26 protein-coding genes are annotated in these 24,111 nt (G+C 58.0%); 12 read left to right on the forward strand and 14 right to left on the reverse strand.

Translation table 11 applies throughout. From position 1 onward, the window contains the following. Positions 1–22: 22 nt before the first annotated feature. The 6 genes from lspA to sppA all read right to left on the reverse strand — a co-directional run bounded on the left by lspA (position 23) and on the right by sppA (position 4,279). Entirely contained in the window at positions 23–511 is a 489-nt protein-coding gene (gene lspA, locus FHW77_RS10285) for a signal peptidase II (RefSeq protein ID WP_004439571.1), read from the reverse strand. Further along, positions 511–1,368 carry a TrmH family RNA methyltransferase gene (locus tag FHW77_RS10290; protein ID WP_004439569.1) on the reverse strand — a complete coding sequence of 286 codons (858 nt, stop codon included), beginning with the start codon at positions 1,366–1,368 and terminating at the stop codon, positions 511–513. The genes lspA and FHW77_RS10290 overlap by 1 nt, the downstream gene beginning before the upstream one ends. Continuing rightward, positions 1,365–2,498 carry an RsmD family RNA methyltransferase gene (locus FHW77_RS10295; protein WP_044459969.1) on the reverse strand — a complete coding sequence of 378 codons (1,134 nt, stop codon included), beginning with the start codon at positions 2,496–2,498 and terminating at the stop codon, positions 1,365–1,367. Before FHW77_RS10295 ends, FHW77_RS10290 begins: the two co-directional genes overlap by 4 nt. A gap of 93 nt (positions 2,499–2,591) precedes the next feature. After that, a complete protein-coding gene (locus FHW77_RS10300) occupies positions 2,592–2,933 on the reverse strand; it encodes a LapA family protein (RefSeq protein ID WP_004439562.1) in 342 nt (113 codons plus the stop codon). A 63-nt stretch (positions 2,934–2,996) separates the two neighbouring features. After that, entirely contained in the window at positions 2,997–3,323 is a 327-nt protein-coding gene (locus FHW77_RS10305; RefSeq protein ID WP_219256707.1) for an integration host factor subunit beta, read from the reverse strand. Positions 3,324–3,325: 2 nt separating this feature from the next. Then, the gene (gene sppA, locus FHW77_RS10310; protein ID WP_044459981.1) at positions 3,326–4,279 is read right to left on the reverse strand and encodes a signal peptide peptidase SppA; all 954 of its coding nucleotides are present in this window, start codon (positions 4,277–4,279) and stop codon (positions 3,326–3,328) included. Positions 4,280–4,512: 233 nt separating this feature from the next. Between sppA and lptC the strand changes: the two genes are divergently transcribed. From lptC to ptsN, 6 genes are all read left to right on the forward strand, one after another. Further along, positions 4,513–5,178 (forward strand): LPS export ABC transporter periplasmic protein LptC, encoded by a 666-nt coding sequence (gene lptC / locus FHW77_RS10315; protein ID WP_006698894.1) that lies wholly within the window; start codon positions 4,513–4,515, stop codon positions 5,176–5,178. Between the two features lie 13 nt (positions 5,179–5,191). Next, positions 5,192–5,755 carry an LptA/OstA family protein gene (locus FHW77_RS10320; protein ID WP_004439544.1) on the forward strand — a complete coding sequence of 188 codons (564 nt, stop codon included), beginning with the start codon at positions 5,192–5,194 and terminating at the stop codon, positions 5,753–5,755. A 9-nt stretch (positions 5,756–5,764) separates the two neighbouring features. After that, on the forward strand, positions 5,765–6,574 hold the full coding sequence (lptB, locus tag FHW77_RS10325; protein ID WP_004439542.1) for an LPS export ABC transporter ATP-binding protein: 810 nt from the start codon (positions 5,765–5,767) through the stop codon (positions 6,572–6,574). Between the two features lie 153 nt (positions 6,575–6,727). Beyond that, positions 6,728–8,278, forward strand: a complete 1,551-nt coding sequence (gene rpoN / locus FHW77_RS10330; RefSeq protein ID WP_004439539.1) for an RNA polymerase factor sigma-54 — start codon at positions 6,728–6,730, stop codon at positions 8,276–8,278. A gap of 234 nt (positions 8,279–8,512) precedes the next feature. Further along, positions 8,513–9,085, forward strand: coding sequence for a ribosome hibernation-promoting factor, HPF/YfiA family (gene hpf / locus FHW77_RS10335; RefSeq protein ID WP_003520085.1), 573 nt, complete (start codon positions 8,513–8,515; stop codon positions 9,083–9,085). A gap of 82 nt (positions 9,086–9,167) precedes the next feature. Beyond that, on the forward strand, positions 9,168–9,629 hold the full coding sequence (gene ptsN, locus FHW77_RS10340; RefSeq protein WP_004439537.1) for a PTS IIA-like nitrogen regulatory protein PtsN: 462 nt from the start codon (positions 9,168–9,170) through the stop codon (positions 9,627–9,629). A gap of 82 nt (positions 9,630–9,711) precedes the next feature. Here the strand turns inward: ptsN and grpE are convergent, their stop codons facing one another. Beyond that, complete coding sequence (gene grpE, locus FHW77_RS10345) at positions 9,712–10,347, reverse strand: nucleotide exchange factor GrpE (RefSeq protein ID WP_004439535.1); 636 nt, start codon at positions 10,345–10,347, stop codon at positions 9,712–9,714. Between the two features lie 112 nt (positions 10,348–10,459). Then, positions 10,460–11,551: a heat-inducible transcriptional repressor HrcA gene (hrcA, locus tag FHW77_RS10350; RefSeq protein WP_004439533.1), complete on the reverse strand. Its 1,092-nt coding sequence runs from the start codon at positions 11,549–11,551 to the stop codon at positions 10,460–10,462. A 136-nt stretch (positions 11,552–11,687) separates the two neighbouring features. Here hrcA and rph point away from each other — a divergent pair, with 136 nt between their 5' ends. From rph to hemW, 3 genes are read left to right on the forward strand one after another with little or no spacing between them, the layout of a single operon-like run. Beyond that, positions 11,688–12,404, forward strand: coding sequence for a ribonuclease PH (gene rph / locus FHW77_RS10355; RefSeq protein WP_003503798.1), 717 nt, complete (start codon positions 11,688–11,690; stop codon positions 12,402–12,404). 17 nt (positions 12,405–12,421) lie between these two features. Next, positions 12,422–13,066, forward strand: a complete 645-nt coding sequence (gene rdgB, locus FHW77_RS10360) for an RdgB/HAM1 family non-canonical purine NTP pyrophosphatase (RefSeq protein ID WP_004439530.1) — start codon at positions 12,422–12,424, stop codon at positions 13,064–13,066. Positions 13,067–13,071: 5 nt separating this feature from the next. Then, entirely contained in the window at positions 13,072–14,271 is a 1,200-nt protein-coding gene (gene hemW / locus FHW77_RS10365) for a radical SAM family heme chaperone HemW (RefSeq protein ID WP_004439528.1), read from the forward strand. Positions 14,272–14,339: 68 nt separating this feature from the next. Here the strand turns inward: hemW and dnaA are convergent, their stop codons facing one another. The 4 genes from dnaA to mutM all read right to left on the reverse strand — a co-directional run bounded on the left by dnaA (position 14,340) and on the right by mutM (position 18,828). Beyond that, complete coding sequence (gene dnaA, locus FHW77_RS10370) at positions 14,340–15,803, reverse strand: chromosomal replication initiator protein DnaA (RefSeq protein ID WP_234899146.1); 1,464 nt, start codon at positions 15,801–15,803, stop codon at positions 14,340–14,342. A gap of 865 nt (positions 15,804–16,668) precedes the next feature. Further along, positions 16,669–16,935, reverse strand: a complete 267-nt coding sequence (gene rpsT, locus FHW77_RS10375; RefSeq protein WP_004439523.1) for a 30S ribosomal protein S20 — start codon at positions 16,933–16,935, stop codon at positions 16,669–16,671. A 195-nt stretch (positions 16,936–17,130) separates the two neighbouring features. Beyond that, positions 17,131–17,904, reverse strand: coding sequence for an enoyl-CoA hydratase (locus FHW77_RS10380; RefSeq protein ID WP_004439522.1), 774 nt, complete (start codon positions 17,902–17,904; stop codon positions 17,131–17,133). A gap of 27 nt (positions 17,905–17,931) precedes the next feature. After that, a complete protein-coding gene (gene mutM / locus FHW77_RS10385) occupies positions 17,932–18,828 on the reverse strand; it encodes a bifunctional DNA-formamidopyrimidine glycosylase/DNA-(apurinic or apyrimidinic site) lyase (protein WP_004439521.1) in 897 nt (298 codons plus the stop codon). A gap of 143 nt (positions 18,829–18,971) precedes the next feature. Here mutM and ubiE point away from each other — a divergent pair, with 143 nt between their 5' ends. From ubiE to olsE, 3 genes are all read left to right on the forward strand, one after another. Then, the gene (ubiE, locus tag FHW77_RS10390) at positions 18,972–19,748 is read left to right on the forward strand and encodes a bifunctional demethylmenaquinone methyltransferase/2-methoxy-6-polyprenyl-1,4-benzoquinol methylase UbiE (protein ID WP_004439519.1); all 777 of its coding nucleotides are present in this window, start codon (positions 18,972–18,974) and stop codon (positions 19,746–19,748) included. Between the two features lie 36 nt (positions 19,749–19,784). Continuing rightward, positions 19,785–21,359, forward strand: coding sequence for a 2-polyprenylphenol 6-hydroxylase (gene ubiB / locus FHW77_RS10395; RefSeq protein WP_004439518.1), 1,575 nt, complete (start codon positions 19,785–19,787; stop codon positions 21,357–21,359). A gap of 161 nt (positions 21,360–21,520) precedes the next feature. Next, positions 21,521–22,435, forward strand: a complete 915-nt coding sequence (gene olsE / locus FHW77_RS10400) for an ornithine lipid hydroxylase OlsE (RefSeq protein ID WP_111813247.1) — start codon at positions 21,521–21,523, stop codon at positions 22,433–22,435. An 8-nt stretch (positions 22,436–22,443) separates the two neighbouring features. Here the strand turns inward: olsE and FHW77_RS10405 are convergent, their stop codons facing one another. Next, positions 22,444–22,818, reverse strand: a complete 375-nt coding sequence (locus FHW77_RS10405; RefSeq protein WP_004439515.1) for an MmcQ/YjbR family DNA-binding protein — start codon at positions 22,816–22,818, stop codon at positions 22,444–22,446. Beyond that, positions 22,815–24,020, reverse strand: coding sequence for a bifunctional phosphopantothenoylcysteine decarboxylase/phosphopantothenate--cysteine ligase CoaBC (coaBC, locus tag FHW77_RS10410; protein ID WP_004439513.1), 1,206 nt, complete (start codon positions 24,018–24,020; stop codon positions 22,815–22,817). Before coaBC ends, FHW77_RS10405 begins: the two co-directional genes overlap by 4 nt. Positions 24,021–24,111 lie beyond the last annotated feature (91 nt).

Below are 24,111 nucleotides of genomic sequence, written 5' to 3' on the forward strand. Positions count from 1 at the left end.
GTTTGGCCGAAACGGTAAAATTTTACTTTTTAGCCGCCCGGGCGTGCAAAAACTCGTCGAGAATGACGCAGCCTGCACCGATGGTTATGAAACTGTCAGCAAGGTTGAAAACAGCGAAGGACCATGTCTGTGTGTGGAACAGGATATAGTCGATGACGTGCCCGTAAAAGAAGCGGTCTAGAAGATTACCCGCTGCTCCGGCGATGATGAAGGCAAAACCGAGATGGGCGAAGGTGCGATCGGCAGCCGTCTTGCGCCATAGCCACAGAACGAAGACAACGATGACGAGCCGCATGCTGACGATGAACCACCCGTGCATGTCTTCGAGCATGGAAAAGGCGACACCAAGATTGTAGGTGCGGTAAAGCGCCAGAAACGGCGCGACAGGCACCATCTCCTGCAGCGGCAGATAGGCTTCGACCAGCTGCTTGACGATTTGATCCAGCACCAGCGCGGCGACGATCAGGGCAAAGGCCGGGCCGAATTTCGAGAACAATGCCGCCTTGGCCATTACGTCACCGGTGCGAGTTCGAGGAGATGTCGCCGTGCTTCGAACAGCATGACGGCGGTTGCGATGGCGAGATTAAGGCTGTCTGCGCGACCCTGCTGGGGAATGCGCGCCAGCTGGTCGGCCTTGCCGGCAAGCTCCGGCGGAAGGCCGGATTGTTCATTGCCCATCAGGATCACGACCGGCTTGCCGGCATAATCGATCTTTCGATAATCCACAGAACCGGCAAGATGGGTGGCGACGACGCTGACATGTGCCGATTTTTTCCAGGACAGGAATTCCTCGACCGAGGCGCGCGCAACGGGCGTGGCGAAGACCGAACCCATGGTGGCGCGTACCGTTTCCAGCGAAAATGGGTCCGTGCAATCCCCGACCAGAATGACCCCCGAGGCACCAGCCGCGTCCGCTGTGCGGATGATGGTGCCGAGATTGCCGGGATCACGAACCCGGTCGAGTGCGATATAGGTCTCGCCCTTTTCCGGCCGGATATCCTTCAACGGCTTCCATTTCTGCTCGAAAATGCCGACGACCATTTGCGGATTGTCGCGGCGGGTGATCGAGGCGATGACCTTTTCGCTGACTTCGAGCACCAGCCCGCCGGATGCGACCGTCTTCACCGCCGCCTGCTCCACCAGCGGCTTGCCCTTGGCGGCCTTGGCGTAAACCAGCGTCTTTATCGTCCAGCCGAGTTCGAGGGCATCGATGACCAGCTTCAGGCCTTCCGCCATGAAAGTGCCGGTCTCCTCCCTGCCCTTTTTCTGGGTGAGCGCCTTAATGTCCTTGATGATGGGATTGGCGAGGCTGGTCACTTCCTTGACCTGACCAACCCGGCGCGTTGTATTTTCGCGCATATCCTTCATTTCGGCTCCCAGCGGCTGAACAGCGATGTGGAAAGCACGCGGCCCGGCGTCTTGCCGTCCAGCCCGGCTTCACGGATGACAAGTTCGCCGGACGTGACGACGCCACCGGCGCCGCGCATGGTTTCACGCATCAGCTCATGCATTGAATAGAAGCTCGCCCTGATCGAATAGGCTGTCAGCACCAGGCCGAGCGCCTTGGGCGACAGGATTTCACGGCAGATGTCCAGCATCAGAGGCAGATGGTCGAACAATTGCCAGACCTCGCCGTGGGTCCCGCGGCCGAACTTCGGCGGGTCGGTGAGGATGATATCGTAGCTGTTGCCGCGGCGTTCCTCACGCTGGATGAACTTCATGGCGTCTTCGCAGATCCAGCGGATCGGCGCGTGCTCGAGCCGGGCAAGGGCCTGATTTTCCTTGGCCCAGCCGATCGCCTTCTTGGAGGCATCGACGTGGGTGACTTCAGCGCCCGCAGCCGCCGCAACCAGCGAGGCGACGCCTGTATAACCGAACAGATTAAGCACCTTCAGCGGCCGGTCAGCCGTCTCGATGGAATGTTTCAGCCACTCCCAATGAACGATCTGCTCGGGAAAGACGCCAACATGCCGGAAAGCCGTGAAGCGACCGAGAAAATCGACGCCCAAGAGCGACAGGGGCCAGGTTTCTCCGAGCGCTTCCTTGGGAAACCGCCAGCGGCCCATGCCGTCCTCGTCCGTATCGCCGGTAAAGACGGCATCGGCATTCTGCCATACGCGGTCGGGGATCGACGGCCTCCAGAGCGCCTGCGCCTCGGGACGGACGATGCGATAATCGCCATATTGCTCGAGCTTCAGGCCGTTGCCGCTATCGATGAGGTGAAAATCACCGGCGCCGCTCGATTCCAGAATGACGGGAACCTGTTCCGCAGGCAGTGCGCCGGTGCGCTGCATCAGTGCGCGCGCAGGAACCTGTTCGATGGCGGCGGCTACAACGGTTTTCTCCTTCGGTGCGGCCTTCTGCACGCCGCGCACCGCATCCGGCTCGCGCTTTTTCGGCGCGGGATCCGCGCGGCGCGCCGGCTTTACGGCATGAGCCTGTTTTTTCTCGTTTCCGGCTCGCGCGCGATTGCCCGGCCGGCTGTCTTTTTTCTTCAATGGAAATCTTTCCGCTTTTGCCCGCGTCTTATCGCGCCAGCAAATAACATTCCGTAGGCCGCTCGACTAGAGCCGGGACCAATACTGGCGCCATCACTTTGCCGGGAGTTGTCCCGCCTGTGGAAGCTGGCCGGCCGCGGCAGCCTTTTGACGGTTGGCCTCGTCGTGCCAGCGAACGGCTTCCTTCGCCTCGATACGGGCGCGTTTGCGATGTTTGCCCTGAGCGAACCAGGTGGCCGCAGACCCCAGCAGTACACCAAAAATGACCGCCAGAAACAGGAAAACGAAAAATGGCGCGGTGAAGGACAGAACGCCGTCTTCCGGTCGGAAGGGGTTGAGCGCCAACGTCACGGACTGACGATTGGCGACACACAGGATGACGAGGATGATCGCCAGCGGAAGCAGGATGATGAGGTTGATGATTTTTTTTGACATCCGAAAATACTCCATCGCCGCGAGGAAGGCCGGCTCCGTTTCAGTCGCCGGCGTCAAGAACGATCAATCGTCCTCTTCGTCACCCATTCCGGGGTTCAGGCGTTCACGCAGTTCCTTACCCGTCTTGAAGAAGGGCACCCATTTTTCCTCGACGAAAACCGATTCACCCGTGCGCGGGTTCCGGCCCGAGCGCGACGGACGGTTTTTCACCGAAAACGCGCCAAAACCGCGGAGCTCAACACGATTTCCTGCCGCCAGAGCGTCGGTGATTTCATCCAGCACCGCATTGACGATGTTTTCCACGTCACGGTGATAAAGGTGCGGGTTACGCGCAGCAACGATCTGCACCAGTTCAGATTTGATCACGGTTGCCCCCTGAAAGAATTGGATTTTTAACGCGGCTCAACCTGCCAAACGGAAACAAGACCGTCAAGAAACAACTTGTCCGTACCGAGCTGGCCAGGCCCTGCGAAGGGAATTAAATCGTCATATCCCAGAAACTTCGCTATTTGCGCAACACTGAAAAGCGCGAAAGGCGAATTGGAGGACGGCGCACGCCATTCGACAATCGGCAAATCCTTTGCCACACCGCGGGTTTCGAAATAGGTGCGAATTTCCTTTTCGCCGCCGAGCGTGTCGACCAGCCTGTTGGCAAGAGCCTGACGGCCGGTATAGATCGATCCATCAGCCAGTTTCAGCACATCCTCGCGTGGCAGTTTGCGGCGATCTGCCACAAGGTCCACAAACCAGCCATAGCTGTCCATCACCATGGCGCGGATCATCGTCTTTGCTTCTTCCGGCGCCTCGTGGAACGGTGAAGGCTCCGCCTTCATCGGCGACGACTTGATTTCCTGCAACGAGACGCCGAGCTTGTCCATCAACTGGCCAAGTTGGGGATATTGGAAGATCACGCCGATCGAACCGGTGATCGAGGTTTCGCCAGCAACGATGACATCGCCCGCCGATGCGATCATGTAACCTGCGGAGGCAGCGAGCGTGCGCACATCCGAAACGACCGGCTTCTTTTCTGCGACCCCTCGAATGGCCTTAAAGATGCGCTCACCGCCATAGGTGGTGCCGCCTGGCGAAGAAATCGACACGATCAGCCCTTTGACATTGTCGCTCTTGGCGATCCTGTCGAGCCGCTCGAGAAGTTCGGTATTGTCGGTGATCAGGCCAGAGACCTCGACGCGGGCAATATGGGGCTTCGCACTCTGCTGCGGTCCATCCCAGAAAAAACGGTAGAGGCCGAAGAAACCGGCAACGAGCAGAAGAACGGCGGCAATCCGCCAGAAAGTCAGCTTGCGGCGCAACCGCCTGCGATCCGCTATCGCCATATTGTCCATAAAAACCTCTGTCATCCGCTCTTGCGCTTCAGGCCATATGGTTCTTCTAACGCGAAGCCGCAAGGAAACAATAAGGAAACCAGAATTACGATAAAATTCGCATTTCCCTTGCACCTTTCCAGACAAAAACCATATTGGCAGGACAAAGCACTCGTGCCAAAGACATTTAGATAGAGACACAAGCTTCAATTGTGCGCCTGAAAGGCGCCGAGAAGCATTCCGGACCCGCTCTTATGCTCGAAAGACTCCGCGAACCCGCGCCAGCATTTCCGCTGCCCAATGACCAGAACGGCGCTTACGGGCGTGCGCTCCGGCATTCAGCGCGTGTGAAACGGCTGAAAATCATTCTGCCGCTCGGGGCGGCAATCGTTTCGCTTGCCTTCATCGCTGTCTCGGTTATCCGAACCTGGGCACCTGAAGAGGTCTCCCTCGAAAGCGCGAGGATAGAAGACGGCAAGATCGTGATGGAAAAACCTGCCGTTGCGGGCCGCAATGAGAAGGGAATCGATTACTCCATGAACGCCGACCGCGCGTTGCAGGACATCGCCAACCCCAATCTGATGACGCTCGAAAAGGTTCTGGCGGCGGTTCCGGTAAACGACAGTGTCGCGCAGGTGATCGCCCAGGAAGGCATTTTCGACCGCGCCACGAACAAACTAAAGATGACCGCCCCTTTTGACATCAATCTCAGCAATGGCATACAAGCGAAATTCCAGTCTGCGGAAGTCGATCTGAAGGCCGGGAAAATGAGCAGCCAGCAGCCGGTTTCAATCAAAACAAACGACGGCTCGATTGTTGCGCAATCGATTGACATCGCCGATAATGGCAAGACAATTACATTTTCGGGGCAGGTACGGGCACGTATCGCTGCATCCAATATCAAAAATGAAGGCAAGTGAGAGCCCGGTCCAGATGATGCAAATTTCCCGTCCCGTTTTCCTTGGCAAATCCGCAGGCTTAACAGCCGCAGGTCTTGTTTTTTCGTGTCTTGCAACTGTGGCTTTCGCCCAGAACACCACCAGCAACATGCAGGGTGTCAAGCTTTCCGGCGATCAGCCGATTGCGATTGAAAGTGACCAGCTCGAGATTCGCGATCAGGAGCGCAAGGCATATTTTACCGGCAACGTGAAGGTTGTGCAGGGAACGACCACCCTGCAGGCCGGCAAGATGACGGTGAATTACAAGGGCGAGGGTTCCTCGCTCACCAGTGGCGACGCCAACATCGAAAAAATCTTCGTGGACAATAATGTCTATCTGACGTCCGAGACCCAGAAGGCGACGGCCGATCACGGCGAATTCGACATGGCGGCGCAGACCTTCATTCTGACGGGCAAGCAGGTCGTGCTGTCCGAAGGCACCAATGTCTTCACCGGCTGCAAGCTCACTGTTCTGATGAATACGGGACAGGCCAAGCTCGAAAGCTGCGGCGGTCCTGTCCGGATCATGCTCGATCCGAAATCGCAGAAGAAACAGTAGTCTTTCCTCGTGAAGATACCCTCGATCTCAAAAATATTCGGCGGCGGGCGCCACCGATCCGCGGACGCCGCCTCACCGGCGGACAAGACCCCCTATCAGGGCACGCTGATCGCGCATGGTTTGACCAAGACCTATAATACGCGTCGCGTGGTCAACGGTGTTTCGCTGGTCGTTCGTCGCGGCGAGGCTGTGGGCCTGCTCGGGCCGAACGGCGCCGGCAAAACCACCTGTTTTTATATGATCACGGGCCTGGTTCCGGTCGATACCGGCAAGATCGCCATCAACGGCAATGATGTGACCACCATGCCGATGTATCGGCGCGCGCGTCTCGGCGTCGGTTATCTGCCGCAGGAAGCCTCGATCTTCCGCGGGTTGACCGTGGAGGAGAACATCCGCGCCGTGCTGGAAGTGCACGAGCCGGACGCAGCCAAGCGCAACCGCAAGCTCGATGAGCTGCTGGAAGAATTCCATATCGCGCAGCTGCGCAAGTCGCCCGCCGTGGCGCTTTCGGGTGGCGAGCGCCGCCGTCTGGAAATCGCACGCGCGCTTGCGACAGATCCGACCTTCATGCTGCTCGACGAGCCTTTCGCGGGCGTCGATCCGATTTCGGTCAGCGACATCCAGAATCTGGTAAGGCATCTGACAGCGCGCGGCATCGGCGTTCTCGTCACTGATCATAATGTCCGCGAAACGCTTGGCCTCATCGACCGCGCTTACATCATCCATGCAGGCGAGGTGCTGACGCATGGACGTCCCGACGATATCGTCAACAATCCGGATGTGCGTCGCCTCTATCTCGGTAATAATTTCAGCCTTTAAGCTGTAGGGCGCGAAAGATTCTTCATCGCGCCCTGCCCTGACGCTTGACCAAACAAAATAAAAAAGCAATTTTTGGGCCAAGTTCTGTCGTCTCGGTAAAATTTCTGGAAAATCTGGCGACGGAGAAGCTGTAAAGGGAGTTTCGCGTTCGCCATGGCATTGTCTGCCAGCCTTTTGCTGCGTCAAAACCAGTCTCTCGTGATGACACCGCAACTGATGCAGTCCATCCAGCTGCTTCAGATGACGCATTTCGAGTTGACGCAGTTTATCGCGCAGGAGGTGGAACGTAATCCGCTGCTGGAAATTGCGGCAAACGATGGCGATTTGAGCAATGACATGCCGGCGGAAGCCGACAATTTCGGCGACAGCGATGGTGACGGCGCGGGAAAATCCCCCAGCGTGACCGCGGATAGTGAAGACTGGTACGGGGATCGCGCCGCCAATCTTGGCGAGCAACTCGACACGAGCTTCGAAAACGTCTTTCCCGACGATGGCGAGCCGAGAAAGGCCGATGCGCCCGAACTGGCGAGCCAGTGGAAATCGATGCCGGGCCAGGAATCCGGCGAAAGTTACGATCTCGATGACTTCGTCGCTGCAAAACAGAGCCTGGGCGACCATCTCAGTCAGCAATTGCCGCTCTCCATCTCTTCCCCCGAAGACAGGATGATCGCCGATGTGCTTATCGGCCAACTCGATGAGACCGGCTATATCGCCGCAGACGCTGTCAACGAGGTCGCCGAGCGGCTGGGAGCGGCTCCTTCGACTGTCGAGCGGGTTCTGAAGACACTCCAGGGCTTCGATCCTCCGGGCGTATTTTCACGTTCACTGAGCGAGTGTCTGGCGATCCAGCTCGCGCAGAAGGACCGGCTCGACCCGGCCATGCGGGCTTTCATCGACAATCTCGAGCTTCTGGCGAAACGGGATTTCGCCTCCTTAAAGAAACTCTGCGGGGTCGATGAAGAAGATCTGCTCGACATGCTGGCGGAAATCCGCACGCTCAATCCACGCCCCGGTGCAGGCTACGATTCAGCGGTTTCGGAGACCATCGTTCCCGATATCATCGTTCGTCCCTCCTCTTCCGGCGGCTGGCTGGTGGAAATCAATCCCGAGACCCTGCCACGCGTGCTCATCAACCAGAGCTATTTCGCCGAAGTCTCGAAACACAAGGCTCGCGCGGGAGAGGACCAGGACTTTCTGGCTGAATGCATGCAGACCGCCCATTGGCTGACCCGCAGCCTCGACCAGCGCGCCCGGACGATCATGAAGGTTGCGACGGAGATCGTGCGTCAGCAGGATGCCTTTCTCCTCAGTGGCGTGGATCACCTGCGGCCGCTGAACCTGAAGACGGTTGCGGACGCCATCAAGATGCACGAATCCACCGTCAGCCGCGTGACATCAAAGAAATACATGCTGACGCCACGCGGGCTGTTCGAGCTGAAATATTTCTTCAGCGTATCAATCAGCGCTGTGGAAGGCGGTGACAGCCATTCAGCGGAAGCAGTCCGTCACCGCATCAAGGCCATGATTGCGCAGGAAGCAGCTGATGCGGTGCTTTCCGACGACGATATCGTAGACAATCTAAAGAAGAACGGTATCGATCTCGCCCGCCGCACCGTCGCCAAATATCGGGAGGCGATGAACATCCCCTCCTCCGTGCAGAGACGCCGGGAAAAGAAGGCTCTTGCCAGGTTGTCCGCCTTCTGAGCGATGAACCCGATCACGTTTATGGCGGTTTTTTGCCGCACCATTGACTCTTGTCGCGGCAAGGGCTAGAAGCCCGCCGCACACGTAAGCAAGGTCATTTGTAACGGATTCATCTCCACCGTCCATGGGCGTAAAATTCGAATGAGGGCTTTTTAAGGTCTTCGAAACGCTTGGATGCGCGCGCGGCTTGACGTAAGCTGGTACTCGCAAATCACTACAAAAAGGAAAATTTCCATGAGTGTGCGTGTATCTGGTAAACATATGGAGATCGGTGAATCTTTCCGTCAGCGGATTGAGGACAATATAGGTCTGGCGGTTACCAAATACTTCGATGGGGGGTATTCAGGCCAAGTGACCGTAGAGAAGTCCGGATCGCGTTTTGCGGCCGATTGCAAGCTGCATCTCGATACGGGCGTTGTATTGCATGCGGCGGGTCAGGCGAATGATCCGCAAGCGAGCTTCGATGCCGCCGCCGAGCGGATCGAAAAGCGCCTGCGTCGCTACAAGCGCAAGCTCAAGGACCATCACAATGGTGCGAACGGCGTGTCGCAGGAAATCGCCTATACGGTGATGGATGCTATTCCCGATGAGGACCACGAGGTCCCCGAAGATTACGCACCCACCATTGTGGCCGAGAGTTCGAAACAGATTAAGACCATGTCTGTTGCCAGTGCCGTGATGGCGCTCGACATGACCGACGAACCGGTTCTGCTGTTCCGCAGCCCGGGCAAGGAATATCTCAACATCGTCTACCGGCGTCACGATGGCAATATTGGCTGGATCGACGCGGAAACGATCAAGAGCTGAACAGTCTGACAAGACGTGGAAGGCAGAACGCGAAAGTGCATCTGCCTTCCGCCTCGTCTCGATGGCATGAAGGAAAAAGAGAATGGCGTTGGCAGATTTGCTGCAACAAGATGCGATTATTCCCGCCCTCAAGGTGAATTCCAAAAAGCAGCTGCTTCAGGAGCTGGCCGCAAAGGCAGCCAGAATTACCGGAGTCTCGGAACGGGAAGTGTTCGACGTCATCCTCCAGCGTGAAAAGCTCGGCTCCACCGGTGTGGGCCACGGCATTGCCATTCCCCATGGCAAGCTCAACAGCATCCAGCAGATCACCGGTGTTTTCGCACGTCTTGAAACGCCGGTCGATTTCGAAGCGCTGGACGATCAGCCTGTTGATCTGGTTTTCCTGCTGCTGGCGCCAGAAGGTGCCGGCGCCGACCATCTGAAGGCACTTTCACGCATTGCGCGTGCCCTGCGCGACCCTGAACTGGTGGCCAAGCTGCGTGCTACAGATTCCGATACGGCGATCTACGCCTTCCTTAATCAGGAACAGGCAACGGCTGCCTGACGGCAGGCCTTCCTTTCCCAGTTAATGGCAATAAAAAACGCGCCCTGAAGGCGCGTTTTTCGTTAAATCGGCACAGATGGCCTCAAGCGTCTTTTTCATTGACCGACGCAGTGCCCGGTTCAGCCGAGGCAGCGGTTTCCGCCTTCGGGCCGCCCTTGGAGACACCGACCATGGCGGGGCGCAGAACGCGGTCGCCAATGGTGAAACCGGCCTGAATTACCTGCAATACGGTATTGTTGGGAACCGTCGTGTTGGGAATTTCAAACATGGCCTGATGGAAATTCGGGTCGAACTTCTGGCCTTCGGCATCGATCTTCTTCACGCCATGGCGTTCCAGCGTCGACAGCATCGAGCGCTCGGTCATTTCGACACCTTCAATCAAGCCATTCAGACCGGCTTCGCCATTGGTCTTGAGCTCAGCGGGAATGGCCTCGAGAGCGCGGCGAAGATTGTCTGAAACCGCCAGCATGTCGCGGGCAAAAGCGGCCATGGAATAGGTCTTGGCATCTTTTACGTCGCGTTCTGTGCGACGACGAAGATTGTCCATTTCCGCGGCAAGGCGCAGGAACTTGTCGCGCAGGTCGGCATTTTCCGCCTTGAGCACTTCGACCGGATCAGGCTCCGCCGTTTCAGCCTGTTCTTCACCTGCCTGAGCAGGATCGACAAACTCTTCCGCGACGTCCGCGTCAGGTCCGGGCTTTTTTGTATCGTCGGTCATGACGTTCTCCAGATTTGAATATTGTTGGTTGCGCCCGATATCGAGCTTTGGCGGGCAAAAATCAAGGCTTGCGGCGAAAAGCTTGCCGCATTCTCGTTCCTTGCCGGCTTGTCTATCTCTGTTTGCGGGAAAGGCGGGCCATGATCTGCGCGGTGTAATCCACCATGGGCACGATACGGGCATAATTCAGCCTGGTGGGCCCGATGACGCCGACCGCACCAACGACACGATTGTCCTCGTCACGATACGGCGCGACGATGAGCGAGGAACCCGACAGCGAAAAGAGCTTGTTTTCCGAACCGATAAAAATCCTCACTCCCGACCCACTTTCCGCGAGGTTGAGGATTTCAATGAGGTTTTCCTTACGCTCCAGATCGTCAAAGAGCAGGCGAACACGATCGATGTCTTCCTCGCCGGCCAGTCCCTCCAGCAGATTGGACCGCCCGCGAACGATGAGACGACCAAGCTTGCCGTCCTCGCTATCGCCCGCCCAGACAGCCAGACCGCGTTCGATGAGATCCTGTGCCAGCTTGCCGAGTTCGGACTGCAGCTCCGCCTGCTGCTTCTGGAACTGGCCACGCAATTCCTGCAGCGTCTGGCCGGACAGATGGGCATTGATGAAATTCGCAGCCTCGGTCAATTGTGACGAAGAAATGCCAGTCGGTAACTCTATGATGCGATTTTCGACCTGATTATGATCACCCACCAGCACGGCGAGCGCCTTGGTCGGTTCGAGCCTGATGAATTCGACATGCTTGAGCACCACATCGTTCTTGGCCGTCAGCACCAAGCCTGCGCCGCGCGACATCCCGGACAACATGCGGCTCGCTTCTGTCAGCAGCCCTTCCAGCGATTGCTCGTGACCGGCGACCGGCCCGATCTGGCGATCGATGCTTGCGCGTTCCTCCGCCGGCAGATCGCCTACCTGCATGAAGGCATCGACGAAAAAGCGCAACCCGGTCTGGGTGGGAAGGCGCCCCGCGCTGATGTGAGGGGAATAGATGAGGCCCAGTTCCTCCAGATCGCTCATGACGTTCCGGACGGAGGCCGGTGAAAGCGACATCGGCAGCAGCCGCGACAGGCTGCGTGAGCCCAACGGTTCGCCGGTATCGAGATAACCTTCGACGATGCGCCGGAAAATTTCCCGCGACCGTTCATCGAGAAGCGATGCCTGATCTTTTGAAAGCGGTGCAGAAAAGCCCATTCGTCCGTTCTTTGTCGTCCATATCCTGTCTGCCATCAATATAATGCGTCGCGCGGCCGCGGCAAAATGGAAATTGGCTTTGCAAAAGCCAGGACCTCGCCTTAGAAGGCAGGGACCAAAATGGAGAGTGGATCATATGCGGCCTTCAGGCAGAAAAACCGACCAGATGCGCAAGGTTTCCTTCGAGCGCAATTTCTCGAAACATGCCGAAGGCTCCTGTCTCGTGAAATTCGGCGACACGCATGTGCTCGTCACCGCAAGCCTCGAAGAAAAGACGCCGCCGTGGCTGCGCAACAGCGGCAAGGGCTGGGTTACCGCAGAATATGGCATGCTGCCGCGCTCCACCCATGAACGCATGAAGCGCGAAGCTGCTTCCGGCAAGCAGGGCGGCCGTACGCAGGAAATCCAGCGCCTCATCGGCCGCTCGCTGCGCGCCGTCGTTGACCTGCAGGCGCTCGGCGAACGCCAGATCAGCATCGATTGCGACGTCATCCAGGCCGATGGCGGTACCCGCACCGCCTCCATTACCGGCGCGTGGATCGCGCTGCACGATTGCTTGAAGTGGATGGAAACCCGCAACATGATCAAGGTCGAGAAAGTCCTGAAGGATCATATCGCGGCGATCTCCTGCGGTATATTCGCCAACCAGCCGGTTATCGATCTCGACTATCTCGAAGATTCCTCCGCCGAGACCGACGCGAATTTCGTCATCACCGGCTCGGGCGGCATCGTCGAGGTTCAGGGTACTGCTGAAGGCGCGCCCTTCTCCGAAGAAGAATTCCTGACGCTGCTCGGCCTGGCCAAAGCCGGCTGCAGCGAATTGGTCGCCCTCCAGAAACAGGCCATCGCCTGAGCCGACAGGAAAGCGTGATGCGCAAGCTCGATACCAGAACCATCGTCGTCGCCAGCCACAACAAAGGCAAGATTGCCGAAATTGCCGATCTGATCGGCCCTTTCGGCTTTTCCGCCAAGTCGGCGGCTGAGCTCAACTTCGAAGAGCCGGACGAGACAGGTACGACCTTCGAAGAAAATGCCGCCATCAAGGCGCTTGCCTCTGCTAAGGCATCCGGTCTTCCGGCTTTGTCCGACGATTCCGGTCTGGTTATCGACGCGCTTGACGGTGCGCCCGGTGTCTACACCGCCAATTGGGCGGAGACGGCCGACGGCACACGCGACTTCGCCATGGCGATGCGGAAAGTTGAAGATGCGCTGGCCGAGCACGGCGCATCGAAACCGGAAGATCGCACGGCCCGCTTTGTCAGCGTGCTGTGCCTGGCCTGGCCCGACGGTCACGTCGAGTATTTCCGTGGCGAGGTGGAAGGCACTGTCGTCTGGCCACCGCGCGGCACGAGCGGATTTGGCTATGATCCGATCTTCAAACCCGAGGGTTACGACACCACATTCGGTGAGATGACCGCGGACGAAAAACACGGCTGGAAACATGGCGACAGCTTTGCGCTGTCGCACCGTGCCCGTGCGTTTAAAAAATTCGTAGAAACCTGCCTGGAGGCATGAACCCGATGGTCGGGGAGCATCAACTTTCTGCCCCCGGCGCATCGCTTCTGCCGGATACGGGCGATCCCGGTTTCGGGATCTATCTGCATTGGCCCTTCTGCGCGGCCAAATGCCCCTATTGCGATTTCAACAGCCATGTCCGCCACCGGCCGGTGGATCAGGAGCGGTTTACGGCTGCCTTCCTGCGTGAAATGGAACATATGCGGTCGCTGAGCGGCCCGCGCGTCGTCACCAGCATCTTCATGGGCGGCGGCACGCCATCGCTGATGGACCCGCAGACAGTCACAGCACTTCTTGATGGCGTCTCGCGCTTCTGGCATGTGCCGGATGGTATCGAGATCACCATGGAAGCCAATCCTTCGAGCGTCGAGGCAGAGCGGTTTCGCGGTTACCGGGCGGCGGGCGTCAACCGCGTCTCTCTCGGTGTGCAGGCGCTGAATGACCGCGACCTGAAATTCCTCGGACGGCTGCATGATGTCGCTGACGCCCTGAAAGCCATCAGGCTGGCGCGTGAGATTTTCCCGCGTATGTCCTTCGACCTCATCTATGCCCGCCCGAACCAGACGGTGGCGGAATGGGACGCCGAGCTGAAGGAGGCCGTCTCCTATGCCGTTGACCATCTGTCGCTCTATCAGCTGACAATCGAAGAGGGCACGCCCTTCTACGGCCTGCACAAGGCCGGCAAACTCATCGTGCCAGATGGCGAGCATTCGGCCGTGCTTTATGAAGCCACTCAGGAAATCACCGAGCGTTACGGCATGCCGGCCTACGAGGTTTCCAACCATGCCCGGCCCGGTGCTGAAAGTCGCCACAACCTCACCTACTGGCGTTATGGCGATTACGCGGGCATCGGTCCTGGCGCGCATGGGCGCCTGACGCGCGGCTCCTCCAAGCTCGCAACGGCGACCGAACGCCACCCTGAGACCTGGCTGGAAACCGTTGAGCGGGAAGGCCACGGCATGATCGATCAGGAACTGCTCGGCGTCGATGAACAGGCCGACGAATTGCTGCTGATGGGCCTTCGCCTGCGGGAAGGCATCGATCTCGCCCGCTGGAGCGATCTTTCCGGACGCGACCTCGACCCGGAAAAGGAAGAGTTTCTTCTCCAGCACGGCTTTGTGGAGCGGCTCGGAAACTCCCGGCTGCGCTGCACCCCATCGGGCATGCTCATTCTGGACGCCGTCGTCGCCGACCTCGCCTGCTGACACCCGCGCATCCGGCTTTAGTCCTCAAACAAGAAGACAATAAAAAAGCGGCCCGGAGGCCGCTTTTTTCATGCGTTGTTTTCGTTGATCAGGCGCTTCAGCAGCTCGACCTCATGACCGAGCTTGGTATCGCCGGAGATCAGCTCCTCGATCTTGCGCACCGCATGCAGAACCGTGGTATGGTCACGTCCGCCAAAACGGCGGCCGATCTCCGGGAAAGACCGCGGCGTCAGCATCTTCGCCAGATACATGGCGATCTGGCGTGGCTTGACGATGACTCGGGTGCGGCGGTTGGACACCAGTTCCTGCCGCGACACGTTGTAATGCTTGGCGACGATCCGCTGAATATCCTCAATACGCACGCGCTTGGCCTCGCCCGTGCCGACGAGATGCGACAGTAGTTCATCGACCCGATCGACCGACAGATTCGGTTCGAAAGAGCGCCGGAACATCAGCTGGTTGAACGCACCCTCAAGTTCGCGACCGCTCGCCGTAACGCTTTTGGCGACATGGGTCAGGATTTCGTCCGAAATATCAAAGGAAGGATCTTCCTGACGGGCCGAACCGAGGCGGCGGTTGAGCATTTCATAACGCATGTCGTAATCGGGCCCTTCGATCTCGATGGCCATGCCGCCCTGAAGGCGGGAGCGCACGCGCGGATCGAGCGATTCCAGTTCCCATGGAGCGCGGTCAGCCGCAACCACGACCTGCTTGGCGCTGTCGAGCAGCATGTTCAGCAGGTGGCAGAATTCGTGCTGGATCATCTTGCCCTGCAGAAACTGCATGTCATCGATGACGAGCAGATCGATATTGCGCAGCGTATCCTTCAGCGTCAGAGCGTCATTGTCACGGATCGCGGTTGCGAAACGCCACATGAAATATTCGGCCGTCAGATAAACCACGCGCGGATTGCGCGGGCTGTCGATGGCCGCATTCGCGATGGCCTGCAGAAGATGTGTCTTGCCGAGGCCCACACCCGCATGGATGAACAGCGGATTAAAACGCACGGCGCCAGCGCCGGCTTCTGCGATCGTCTTTGCGGCTGCAAGCGCAACACGGTTGGAGGAACCTTCTACAAACGTCTCGAAGGTGAAACGGGTATCCAGCGGTGACCCGAACAGCGGACCGGAGCCTCCCTGACGCAGGGTTGCCTGCGCGGCCACGGGCTGCGCAGAAGGCGCCGCCGCGGGCTGTTGCGGGACAAAAGGCTTGTTGCGCTGAACCGCCCCGATTTCCTGAGCGGGCTGTGCCCGTTCCTCAGCCTGGGCCGGGCGCACCGGGCGGCTGGCCGAGCGGACCAGAATCTCCACCTTCAGCACATCCGGATCCTCGCTCTGCACGAGGCTGGTGATCAGGTCCATATAACGGTTATTGATCCAGGACTTCAGAAAGGTCGTCGGAACGGTAAAACGAACGACGCTTTTTGAAACGGAATGGAGTTTCAGCCGTGCAAACCAGCTCGCATAGACTTCCGGACCAACCTGTGCCTTGAGCCGCGCGCTAAAACGTTCAAACAGCGCATCATGCTTCATTGCCGATTTGTCCCCTGCCGCCTCTGAGCAAGCTGCATCACATGCCTTTGGTGCGCGGTCCCCATCAGCCACCGCACCCATCGCCAAATTCAATTGCATATTGCCGCCTTTCAAATTGCCAATCATAGCCTGACGACCAAAATAGATCGCCAGAGATCCCCCTCGTTTATTCCCGCCCTCAGCGTTCCCCTCGAAAGAACGTCAAAGACTATTCTCGTTTGCGAGCCGGTTTCCCATTTCCCTCTCCCTCATGGAGAGGCCTGCGACACGCTCAAAACGCTCCTTTCGCCACAACCTTAAGGCGCATTTTTGAGGACAAAAAGCTCCCGCCCGTTCCGAGACCGAAACGGTACAAAAAGCTCCATGACCTGAAAAAACGGACCTCGAAAGACCCGTCAGCAAGAAGGTGAATATCGTCGATACGAACATCGAGATAATCTGTGGACTGAGATCCGCACCCCTTGTTGGAATGCATTTAGGCAGGATCGTGGGGAGAGATCAATGGCGTTTTTTCTGCAAAAACGTAGATCGGCCATTGACTCGCAATGGCCGTTTTGCATCACCGTCAAGGTTCAAAGCAGAATCGCTTATGAATCAATGAGATTCAATTTTGGCGTTTTTTGAGAGCCTGTTTTGGCAAAAAAATAAAAATCTTCTTGACTCAAAACTTGCCCCGACTTCCGTAGAGCAAGCTTCCCATTTTGGAGAAGACCTCCAGCAAGTATTTGTTTTTGCTTAGTTTTTCCTGTCGTTCAGTTGACACGCATTTGTCACGTTACGGGAGGAATGATTAACAGGCGGTTAGAATCAGAAAAAGCCCGGTCAAAGACCAGGCTTTTTGAATAATTATTTGTAATTAGCCGGATTAGGCGGAAAGAGCCTTCACGCGCTGTGCAAGACGCGACACCTTACGGGATGCCGTGTTGCCATGCAGAACGCCCTTCGTGGCGGCGCGCTGAATCTCGGGCTGAGCTGCCTTCAGAGCTTCGGTAGCGACAGCGAGATCACCGGTAGCGATTGCTTCCTCGACCTTGCGGATGAAGCCGCGAACGCGCGAACGGCGAGCCTTGTTGACTGCGGTACGGCGAGCGATCTTGCGGGTCGCCTTTTTCGCCGAAGTTGTATTGGCCATGTATGCCTCTCTTCGAATTCAAACCAAATTCCGCAACCAGAGGATCGGGTCTTTCGAAGACCTCACGTAACCCAAGAATGCGGGAGTAATTTCGGACAAGCCGGATGGCTTTCCTTAACCGTGGGCGGGCATATACCGCTAAAGCTTACGCCCGTCAACGCGCAAAACGCTTAAAAGCGCCGATATTCCGAATCCTTACCGATTCCGGAAAGCAGGTTTGCGCTTTTCGACGAAGGCCGCCATGCCCTCCTTCTGATCCGCCGTGGCGAAAAGCGACTGAAAGGACCGTCTTTCATATCTCAGACCTTCCGAAAGCGGCACTTCGAAGGAACGATTGACACTTTCCTTGGCCATGAGCACGGAGGCACGCGACAGCGACGCGATGCGGGTGGCGGCCTCCACCGCCTCGTCCATCAGGTTCGCGGCCGGTACGATTCTCGATACGAGACCGGCGCGCTCGGCTTCCGCCGCATCCATCATGCGGCCAGTCAGAACGAGGTCCATCGCCTTTGCCTTACCCACCGCACGCGTCAGCCGCTGGGAGCCGCCCATGCCTGGAATGACACCCAGCGTGATCTCCGGCTGGCCGAACTTTGCCGTATCGGATGCTATGATGAAGTCGCACATCATGGCGAGTTCGCACCCGCCCCCGAGGGCAAAACCGGAAACGGCGGCGATGACGGGTTTGCGGGTGGCCGCAACCTCGTCCCAGCCGCCAAGAAAATCGCCGACATAGGCATCGACGAAATCCAGCCCCTGCATTTCCTTGATATCGGCACCAGCCGCAAATGCCTTCTCAGAGCCGGTGATAACGACCGCACCGATGGAATCGTCCACGGAAAATGAAGACAGGATGTGTCGCAGCTCTTTCAGAAGCACGGAATTGAGAGCGTTTAGCGCCTTTGGACGATTGAGCGTGATGACCCCTACCTCGTCGCGCTTTTCGACCAATATCGTTTCATAATCCACGGCAGTCTCCCCTTCTCCGTCGTTCGTTCATTTCTGGCAGGCGGCGCAATAAAAGGTGGAGCGGCCAGCCTGCACCACCCTTTCAACCGTACCCCTGCAGCCGGGGGTACGGCAAGGCTGCCCCTCCTGATCGTAGACCGAAAAGGAATGCTGGAAATAACCAAGCGTTCCGTCCGTCTGTATATGGTCGCGCAATGATGAGCCCCCGGCGGCGATGGCATCGGCGATGACATCGCGGATTTTCTCCGTGAGATCGACAAGCTTCGCTGTGGGCTTGCCGCCTTTCGTTACCAGCGTTCCGGCGGCACGCAGGGGGGAAAGATGGGCGCGCCACAGCGCCTCGCAGACATAGATATTGCCGAGGCCGGCAATAACCTTCTGGTCCAGCAGCGTGCTTTTCAGCGGTTGGCTTTTACCGTCGAACCGGCTCGCGAGATAATCCGCGCTCAGCGTATTGCCTGTTGGCTCCGGGCCAAGTTCCGCAAAGGCGGGATAAAGATCGAGCTTGCTGCGCTCCACCAGATGCATGAAGCCGAAGCGACGCGGATCATTATAGATAATGCAGACGCGCTCTTCGCCTTTATCCAGATGAAAGACAACGTGGTCGTGCTTGCCGTCCTTCGAGCGGGGATGGTGGAACACGCCGGGTATGCTGCCTTCTGCATCGGCTTCCGCTTCCACGCGGAAAGAGCCGGACATGCCGAGATGGGACACGATTGTCAGCCCGTCCTCCAGCTCGATCAGAAGATATTTTGCCCGCCTTCCGAGCGAGATGATTGTCTTCCCCTCGATAAGCTCCGCGAAATCCTCTGGAAACGGAAACCGCAGGTCGGGGCGGCCGAGATGGAGCTTGCGAACCCTTGCCCCTTCCATGGCGGGAGCAAGGCCGCGTCTGACGGTTTCGACTTCTGGCAATTCTGGCATCTGGCTTATCCGGCAGTTTTTCGTTAGGACCATGTGGTCTATAAAGTGCACGCGAAATGTCGCGCCCAGGCGATGCGGCAACAGATAGCGTCGCCATGGCGTTTCCGCTATGGTCCGCCACGCAATAAATATGGAGACAGACGATGACCGACGCCCGTACCACCGCCCAAGGCGGCATGGAAACGTCCTATGGCTTCCACAAGGTGGACGAAGGCCAGAAGCAGGGGATGGTCAACGAGGTCTTCCACAAGGTGGCCAAGCGCTACGATATCATGAACGACGTGATGTCGGCCGGCCTGCACCGGCTGTGGAAGGACGCCATGGTGTCCTCGCTTGCGCCGCGCAAGGATCCCTCCTACAAGGTTCTGGACGTGGCTGGTGGTACCGGGGATATTGCCTTCCGGATCATCGAAGCTTCCAACCGTCTGGCGCATGCCACCGTTCTCGATATCAACGGCTCGATGCTTGCCGTCGGTGAAGAGCGCGCGGCGAAAAAGAAGCTTTCGGACAATTTGACCTTCGTGGAAGCCAATGCCGAGGAACTACCTTTTGAGGCGAACAGCTTCGACGCCTATACGATCGCCTTTGGCATTCGCAATGTTCCGCGCATCGACGTTGCGCTGAAGGAAGCGCACCGTGTGCTGAAGCGCGGCGGGCGGCTTCTGGTGCTGGAGTTTTCCGAAGTTGAGATGCCGCTGCTTGATCGCGTCTACGACGCGTGGTCGTTCAATGCCATTCCGCAATTCGGCAAGATGATCACCGGCGACGCCGAACCCTATCAGTATCTGGTCGAATCGATCCGTAAATTCCCCAATCAGGAGGATTTTGCGACGATGATCCGCACCGCCGGCTTCTCCCGCGTGACCTATACCAATTACACCGGCGGCATCGCCGCCCTGCATTCCGGCTGGAAGCTCTAAGACCATGGCCGGCACAGGCAGGAGACAAGCATAAGCATGAGCACTTTGGGCGCATATTTCCGCCTCGCAAGGGTTGGCTGGGTTCTCGTGCGCGAAGGCGTCGTGCTGGCCCTGCCGTCCGATGACCTGCCCGCTCCCGCGCAGGTGTTAAAAGCCCTGCTGAAGCCATTCGCCCGTAGCAAGGCGAAAAGAGCGCAGCGTAGTGATCGGCTGGCGGTGGCTGTCGAGCGGCTTGGACCGTCCTATGTGAAGATGGGTCAGTTTCTGGCCACCCGTCCGGATGTGGTGGGCGCGGAGTTCGCGGACGATCTCGCAAGCCTTCAGGACCGCATGGCCTTTTTCCCAGCCGCAGCCGCCAAAGCGAATATCGAGGGATCGCTCGGACGGCCGGTTTCGGAACTCTACAGGGAATTTGGCGACCCGATCGCCGCCGCCTCCATCGCCCAGGTCCATCCGGCGATTGTGGATACGCCAAAGGGGCCACGCAAGGTTGCCGTGAAGGTGATCCGTCCCGGCGTGCGACAACGCTTCCAGAACGATCTCGAGGCGATGTATCTGATCGCCGACCTGCAACAGCGCTTTGTCCGCTCGGCCCGTCGTCTGCGCCCGGTCGAAGTGACGCGCACGCTGGAGCAGACCACCAAGATCGAGATGGATCTGCGGCTTGAGGCCGCCGCCCTTTCCGAGCTTGCGGAAAACACCAGGCAAGATCCCGGTTTTCGTGTTCCCGAAGTCGACTGGGAACGCACCGGTCGTGACGTCGTCACCATGGAGTGGATCGACGGCGTCAAGATGTCGGACATTGAAGGCCTGAAGGCCGCCGGTCACGACCTGAACAAGCTCGCCGACACACTGATTCAGTCCTTCCTGCGGCACACCCTGCGCGACGGTTTTTTCCATGCCGACATGCATCCCGGCAATCTTTTCGTCGATCCGCAGGGCATGATAGTCGCGGTCGATATGGGCATCGCCGGACGGCTCGGGAAAAAGGAGCGGCGGTTTCTCGCCGAAATCCTCTACGGCTTCATCACGCGCGATTACATGCGGGTGGCGGAAGTACATTTCGAGGCCGGTTACGTGCCGGGCCATCACGACATTGCGAGTTTCGCGCAGGCGATCCGCGCCATCGGCGAGCCAATTCACGGCCAGCCGGCCGAGACGATCTCCATGGGCAAGCTCCTGACCCTTCTCTTTGAAGTCACGGAGCTTTTCGACATGGAAACCCGGCCGGAACTCGTGATGCTGCAAAAGACCATGGTGGTGGTGGAAGGCGTGTCGCGTATGCTCAATCCGCGCTTCAACATGTGGAAGGCGGCTGACCCTGTTGTCAGTGGCTGGATAAGGGACAATCTCGGCCCGAAACGTATCGTGACCGATTTGAAAGACGGCGTGAAGGCCGCCCTGAAGCTCGCCGAGGCAGCGCCGGAGATCGCCGCCAAGACGGAGAAGCTGCATTCGGAACTGATGTATATGAGCGAGCATGGCTTGCGCTTCGACGCGCAGACCGCAGAAGCCATCGGCAGGGCAGAAGCGCGCCATACCAGATGGGGGCGGATAGCGCTGTGGGTTATTGCGCTGACGCTTGTCTTTATTGCCATCAAGGTAAGCTGAACATCTCGGCACGTTTTCGTGCCATGTTTGTGTAACGTCTCGAGGTAATAAAGACCTGGCCTGTCCTCGGGTCAGGCAGTTGTGCGGGTAAAGGGCTGCTTTGAAGCCGCGATAGTGCGCGGGTGTTAGAGACGGATGATGCCGGTCAGGGTTTGATTGTGATGGCTAAAGCGCAGATACTGAAACAAACCCTCTCCTATTCCTCCTGGCCACTCGTCTTTGTTGGCGGCCTCGTGGGGTCATATTTCGCCTTCTCGAGCAGCCATCCGATCGCGGCGTTTCTCAGTGTTTATGCCTGCGCGGTTATCACTCTCTTTCTTCTCGAACGCTATATTCCCTATGAAGTCGAATGGCTCGAAGGGGATGGCGAGACAATGACGAGCATCGGCCACACGCTTTTGACCAAGGGGCTGGTGCAACTTGCCGCCGCAGCATCGGCCATCTTCCCGATGCTGGCCGCGAACGTGCTCCAGCCGCTCGCGGCAATGCGCTTTGACCTGTGGCCATCGCATCTGCCACTGGTGGTGCAGGTCTCGCTTGCGGTAACGATTGCCGAATTCGGTCTCTACTGGGCCCATCGCATCGCGCATGAAACCGTTTTTTTCTGGCGGTTCCATGCCCTGCATCACAGCGTCGTACGGCTATGGGTCGTCAATACCGGGCGGTTCCATGTGGCCGATTCCCTGTTCAAGATCGCGCTCAGCCAGCTTCCGCTTTATTTCATGGGGGCGCCGCTGCAGGTGTTCTGGTGGCTGGGTGCTGTGACTGCATTCATCGGTATCTTGACCCATTGCAATGTCGACATGAAAACGGGTGTGCTCGACTATGTCTTCAGCACGCCGCGCCTACATCGTTGGCACCATTCAAAACAGCTTCCGGAAGGCAATACCAATTACGGCGAAAACCTCGTCATCTTCGACATTCTCTTTGGCTCCTACCATAATCCTGACCGACCCTCATCAACCGATATCGGCATCAAGGGTGAGATCGCCAAGGGGTTTTTGCCACAGCTCGTGCAGCCCTTCACCAAAGAAGGCGTCCGCCAGATCATCGGCAAGGACAAAAAGGTCAATTGAAGCGGAAATTACAGGGCGGGTGCGGGATCGATCACGATGCCCAGCTCGCCCCGCAGTTTTTTTGTCAGGCCGGCTGCCACAAGCTCATAGGAGCGGCGCACATAGTGCTCCACTTCTTCCCGTTCGAGCGGAGAATGATCGGCAATCGATATCCATTTGCGTTTGGCAAAATACGGCGCCTGGGCGATACCTTCGAGCGCAGTGAGGATTTCAAAGCTCTCCTCCGAGCATTTCACCACCAGCCGCCAGTCTTCCCGTTCGCCCAGCACGGCAAAGACCTTGTCGCCCACCTTGGCAACATGCGAATCCCATTGATCGACGAAACGCACGCCCGGCCATTCGCCAAGCATCCTGTCGAATGTCTTGCGATCAAAGATGGTCATGTGAGTTTCTCCGCGACAAAGGCTGCCAGACGTTTTGCCACTTCGGCCTTATCGAGATCCGGCCATGCCTCAACACCCTCAGCCGAAATGATTTTCACGCTGTTGCGGTCTCCACCCATGATTCCGGTTTGCGCCGAGACGTCGTTGGCGACGATGTAATCCGCGCCCTTGCGTTCCAGTTTGGCGCGACCGTTTTTTTCCACGTCCTGCGTTTCGGCAGCGAAGCCCACCACTAGCTTCGGACGGTTTTCATGGTGGCCGACGGTTTTGAGAATATCGGGATTTTCTGTCAGCTGGAGCGCCGGCGGCGCATCACCTGGCTGTTTCTTGATCTTTTGTTCTGATGAACCCGCCACCCGCCAGTCGGCGACGGCGGCAACCATGACGGCGATATCCGACGGCAGCCTTGAGATCACCGCGTCCCGCATTTCTTCGGCGCGCTCGACATGGATTACCGTCACACCGGCGGGATCAGCAATGGTCACCGGCCCGGAAACCAGCGTTACGTCTGCACCGAGTTCCGCGAGAGCCGCTGCAATCGCATGGCCCTGCTTGCCCGATGAACGGTTGGCGATGTAGCGCACGGGATCGATCGGCTCATGCGTAGGGCCGGAGGTCACGATCGCCGTCTTGCCCTTCAGGGGCTTCGTCCCCCCATCCAGCAGCGCTTCAACGGCTTGGACGATCTGTAAAGGCTCCGCCATTCGGCCGAGACCAGCCTCCCCCTTCTCAGCCATCTCGCCGGCCATTGGTCCGACGAAAAACACACCGTCTTTCTTCAGCGTATCGACATTGCGCATTGTTGGCTTTGCCGACCACATTTTTGGGTTCATCGCCGGCGCAACCAGCACCTTGCGGTCGGTCGCAAGAAGGACCGCCGAAGCTAGATCATCGGCCAAACCATGTGCCATCTTCGCCATGAGATCGGCGGTGGCGGGCGCCACCAGCACGAGATCGCAATCGCGCGCCAGCCTGATATGACCGACATCCTGCTCGTCCTGCCGTGAAAAAAGCTCCGTGAAAACATGGGTGGCAGACAATGCACCAACGGCGAGCGGGGTGATAAATTCCTGCGCGCCTTTCGTCATGACAGGCGTAACCTTTGCGCCTCGCTCTTTCAGACGGCGGATGAGGTCGAGGCTCTTATAGGCCGCGATGCCGCCTGATATGATGAGGAGAATATGTTTGTCTGAAAGCGCCATGATGCCGGACCAGTTTCCCGTTTCACCGGGAAACTAGAGCATTTTCAGTGAAAACGTAATCACCTTCAATGCTCTAGCTCTTTGTTTTTCC

The organism is Agrobacterium sp. RC10-4-1, assembly GCF_014138475.1.
Classification (GTDB): Bacteria; Pseudomonadota; Alphaproteobacteria; order Rhizobiales; family Rhizobiaceae; genus Agrobacterium; species Agrobacterium pusense.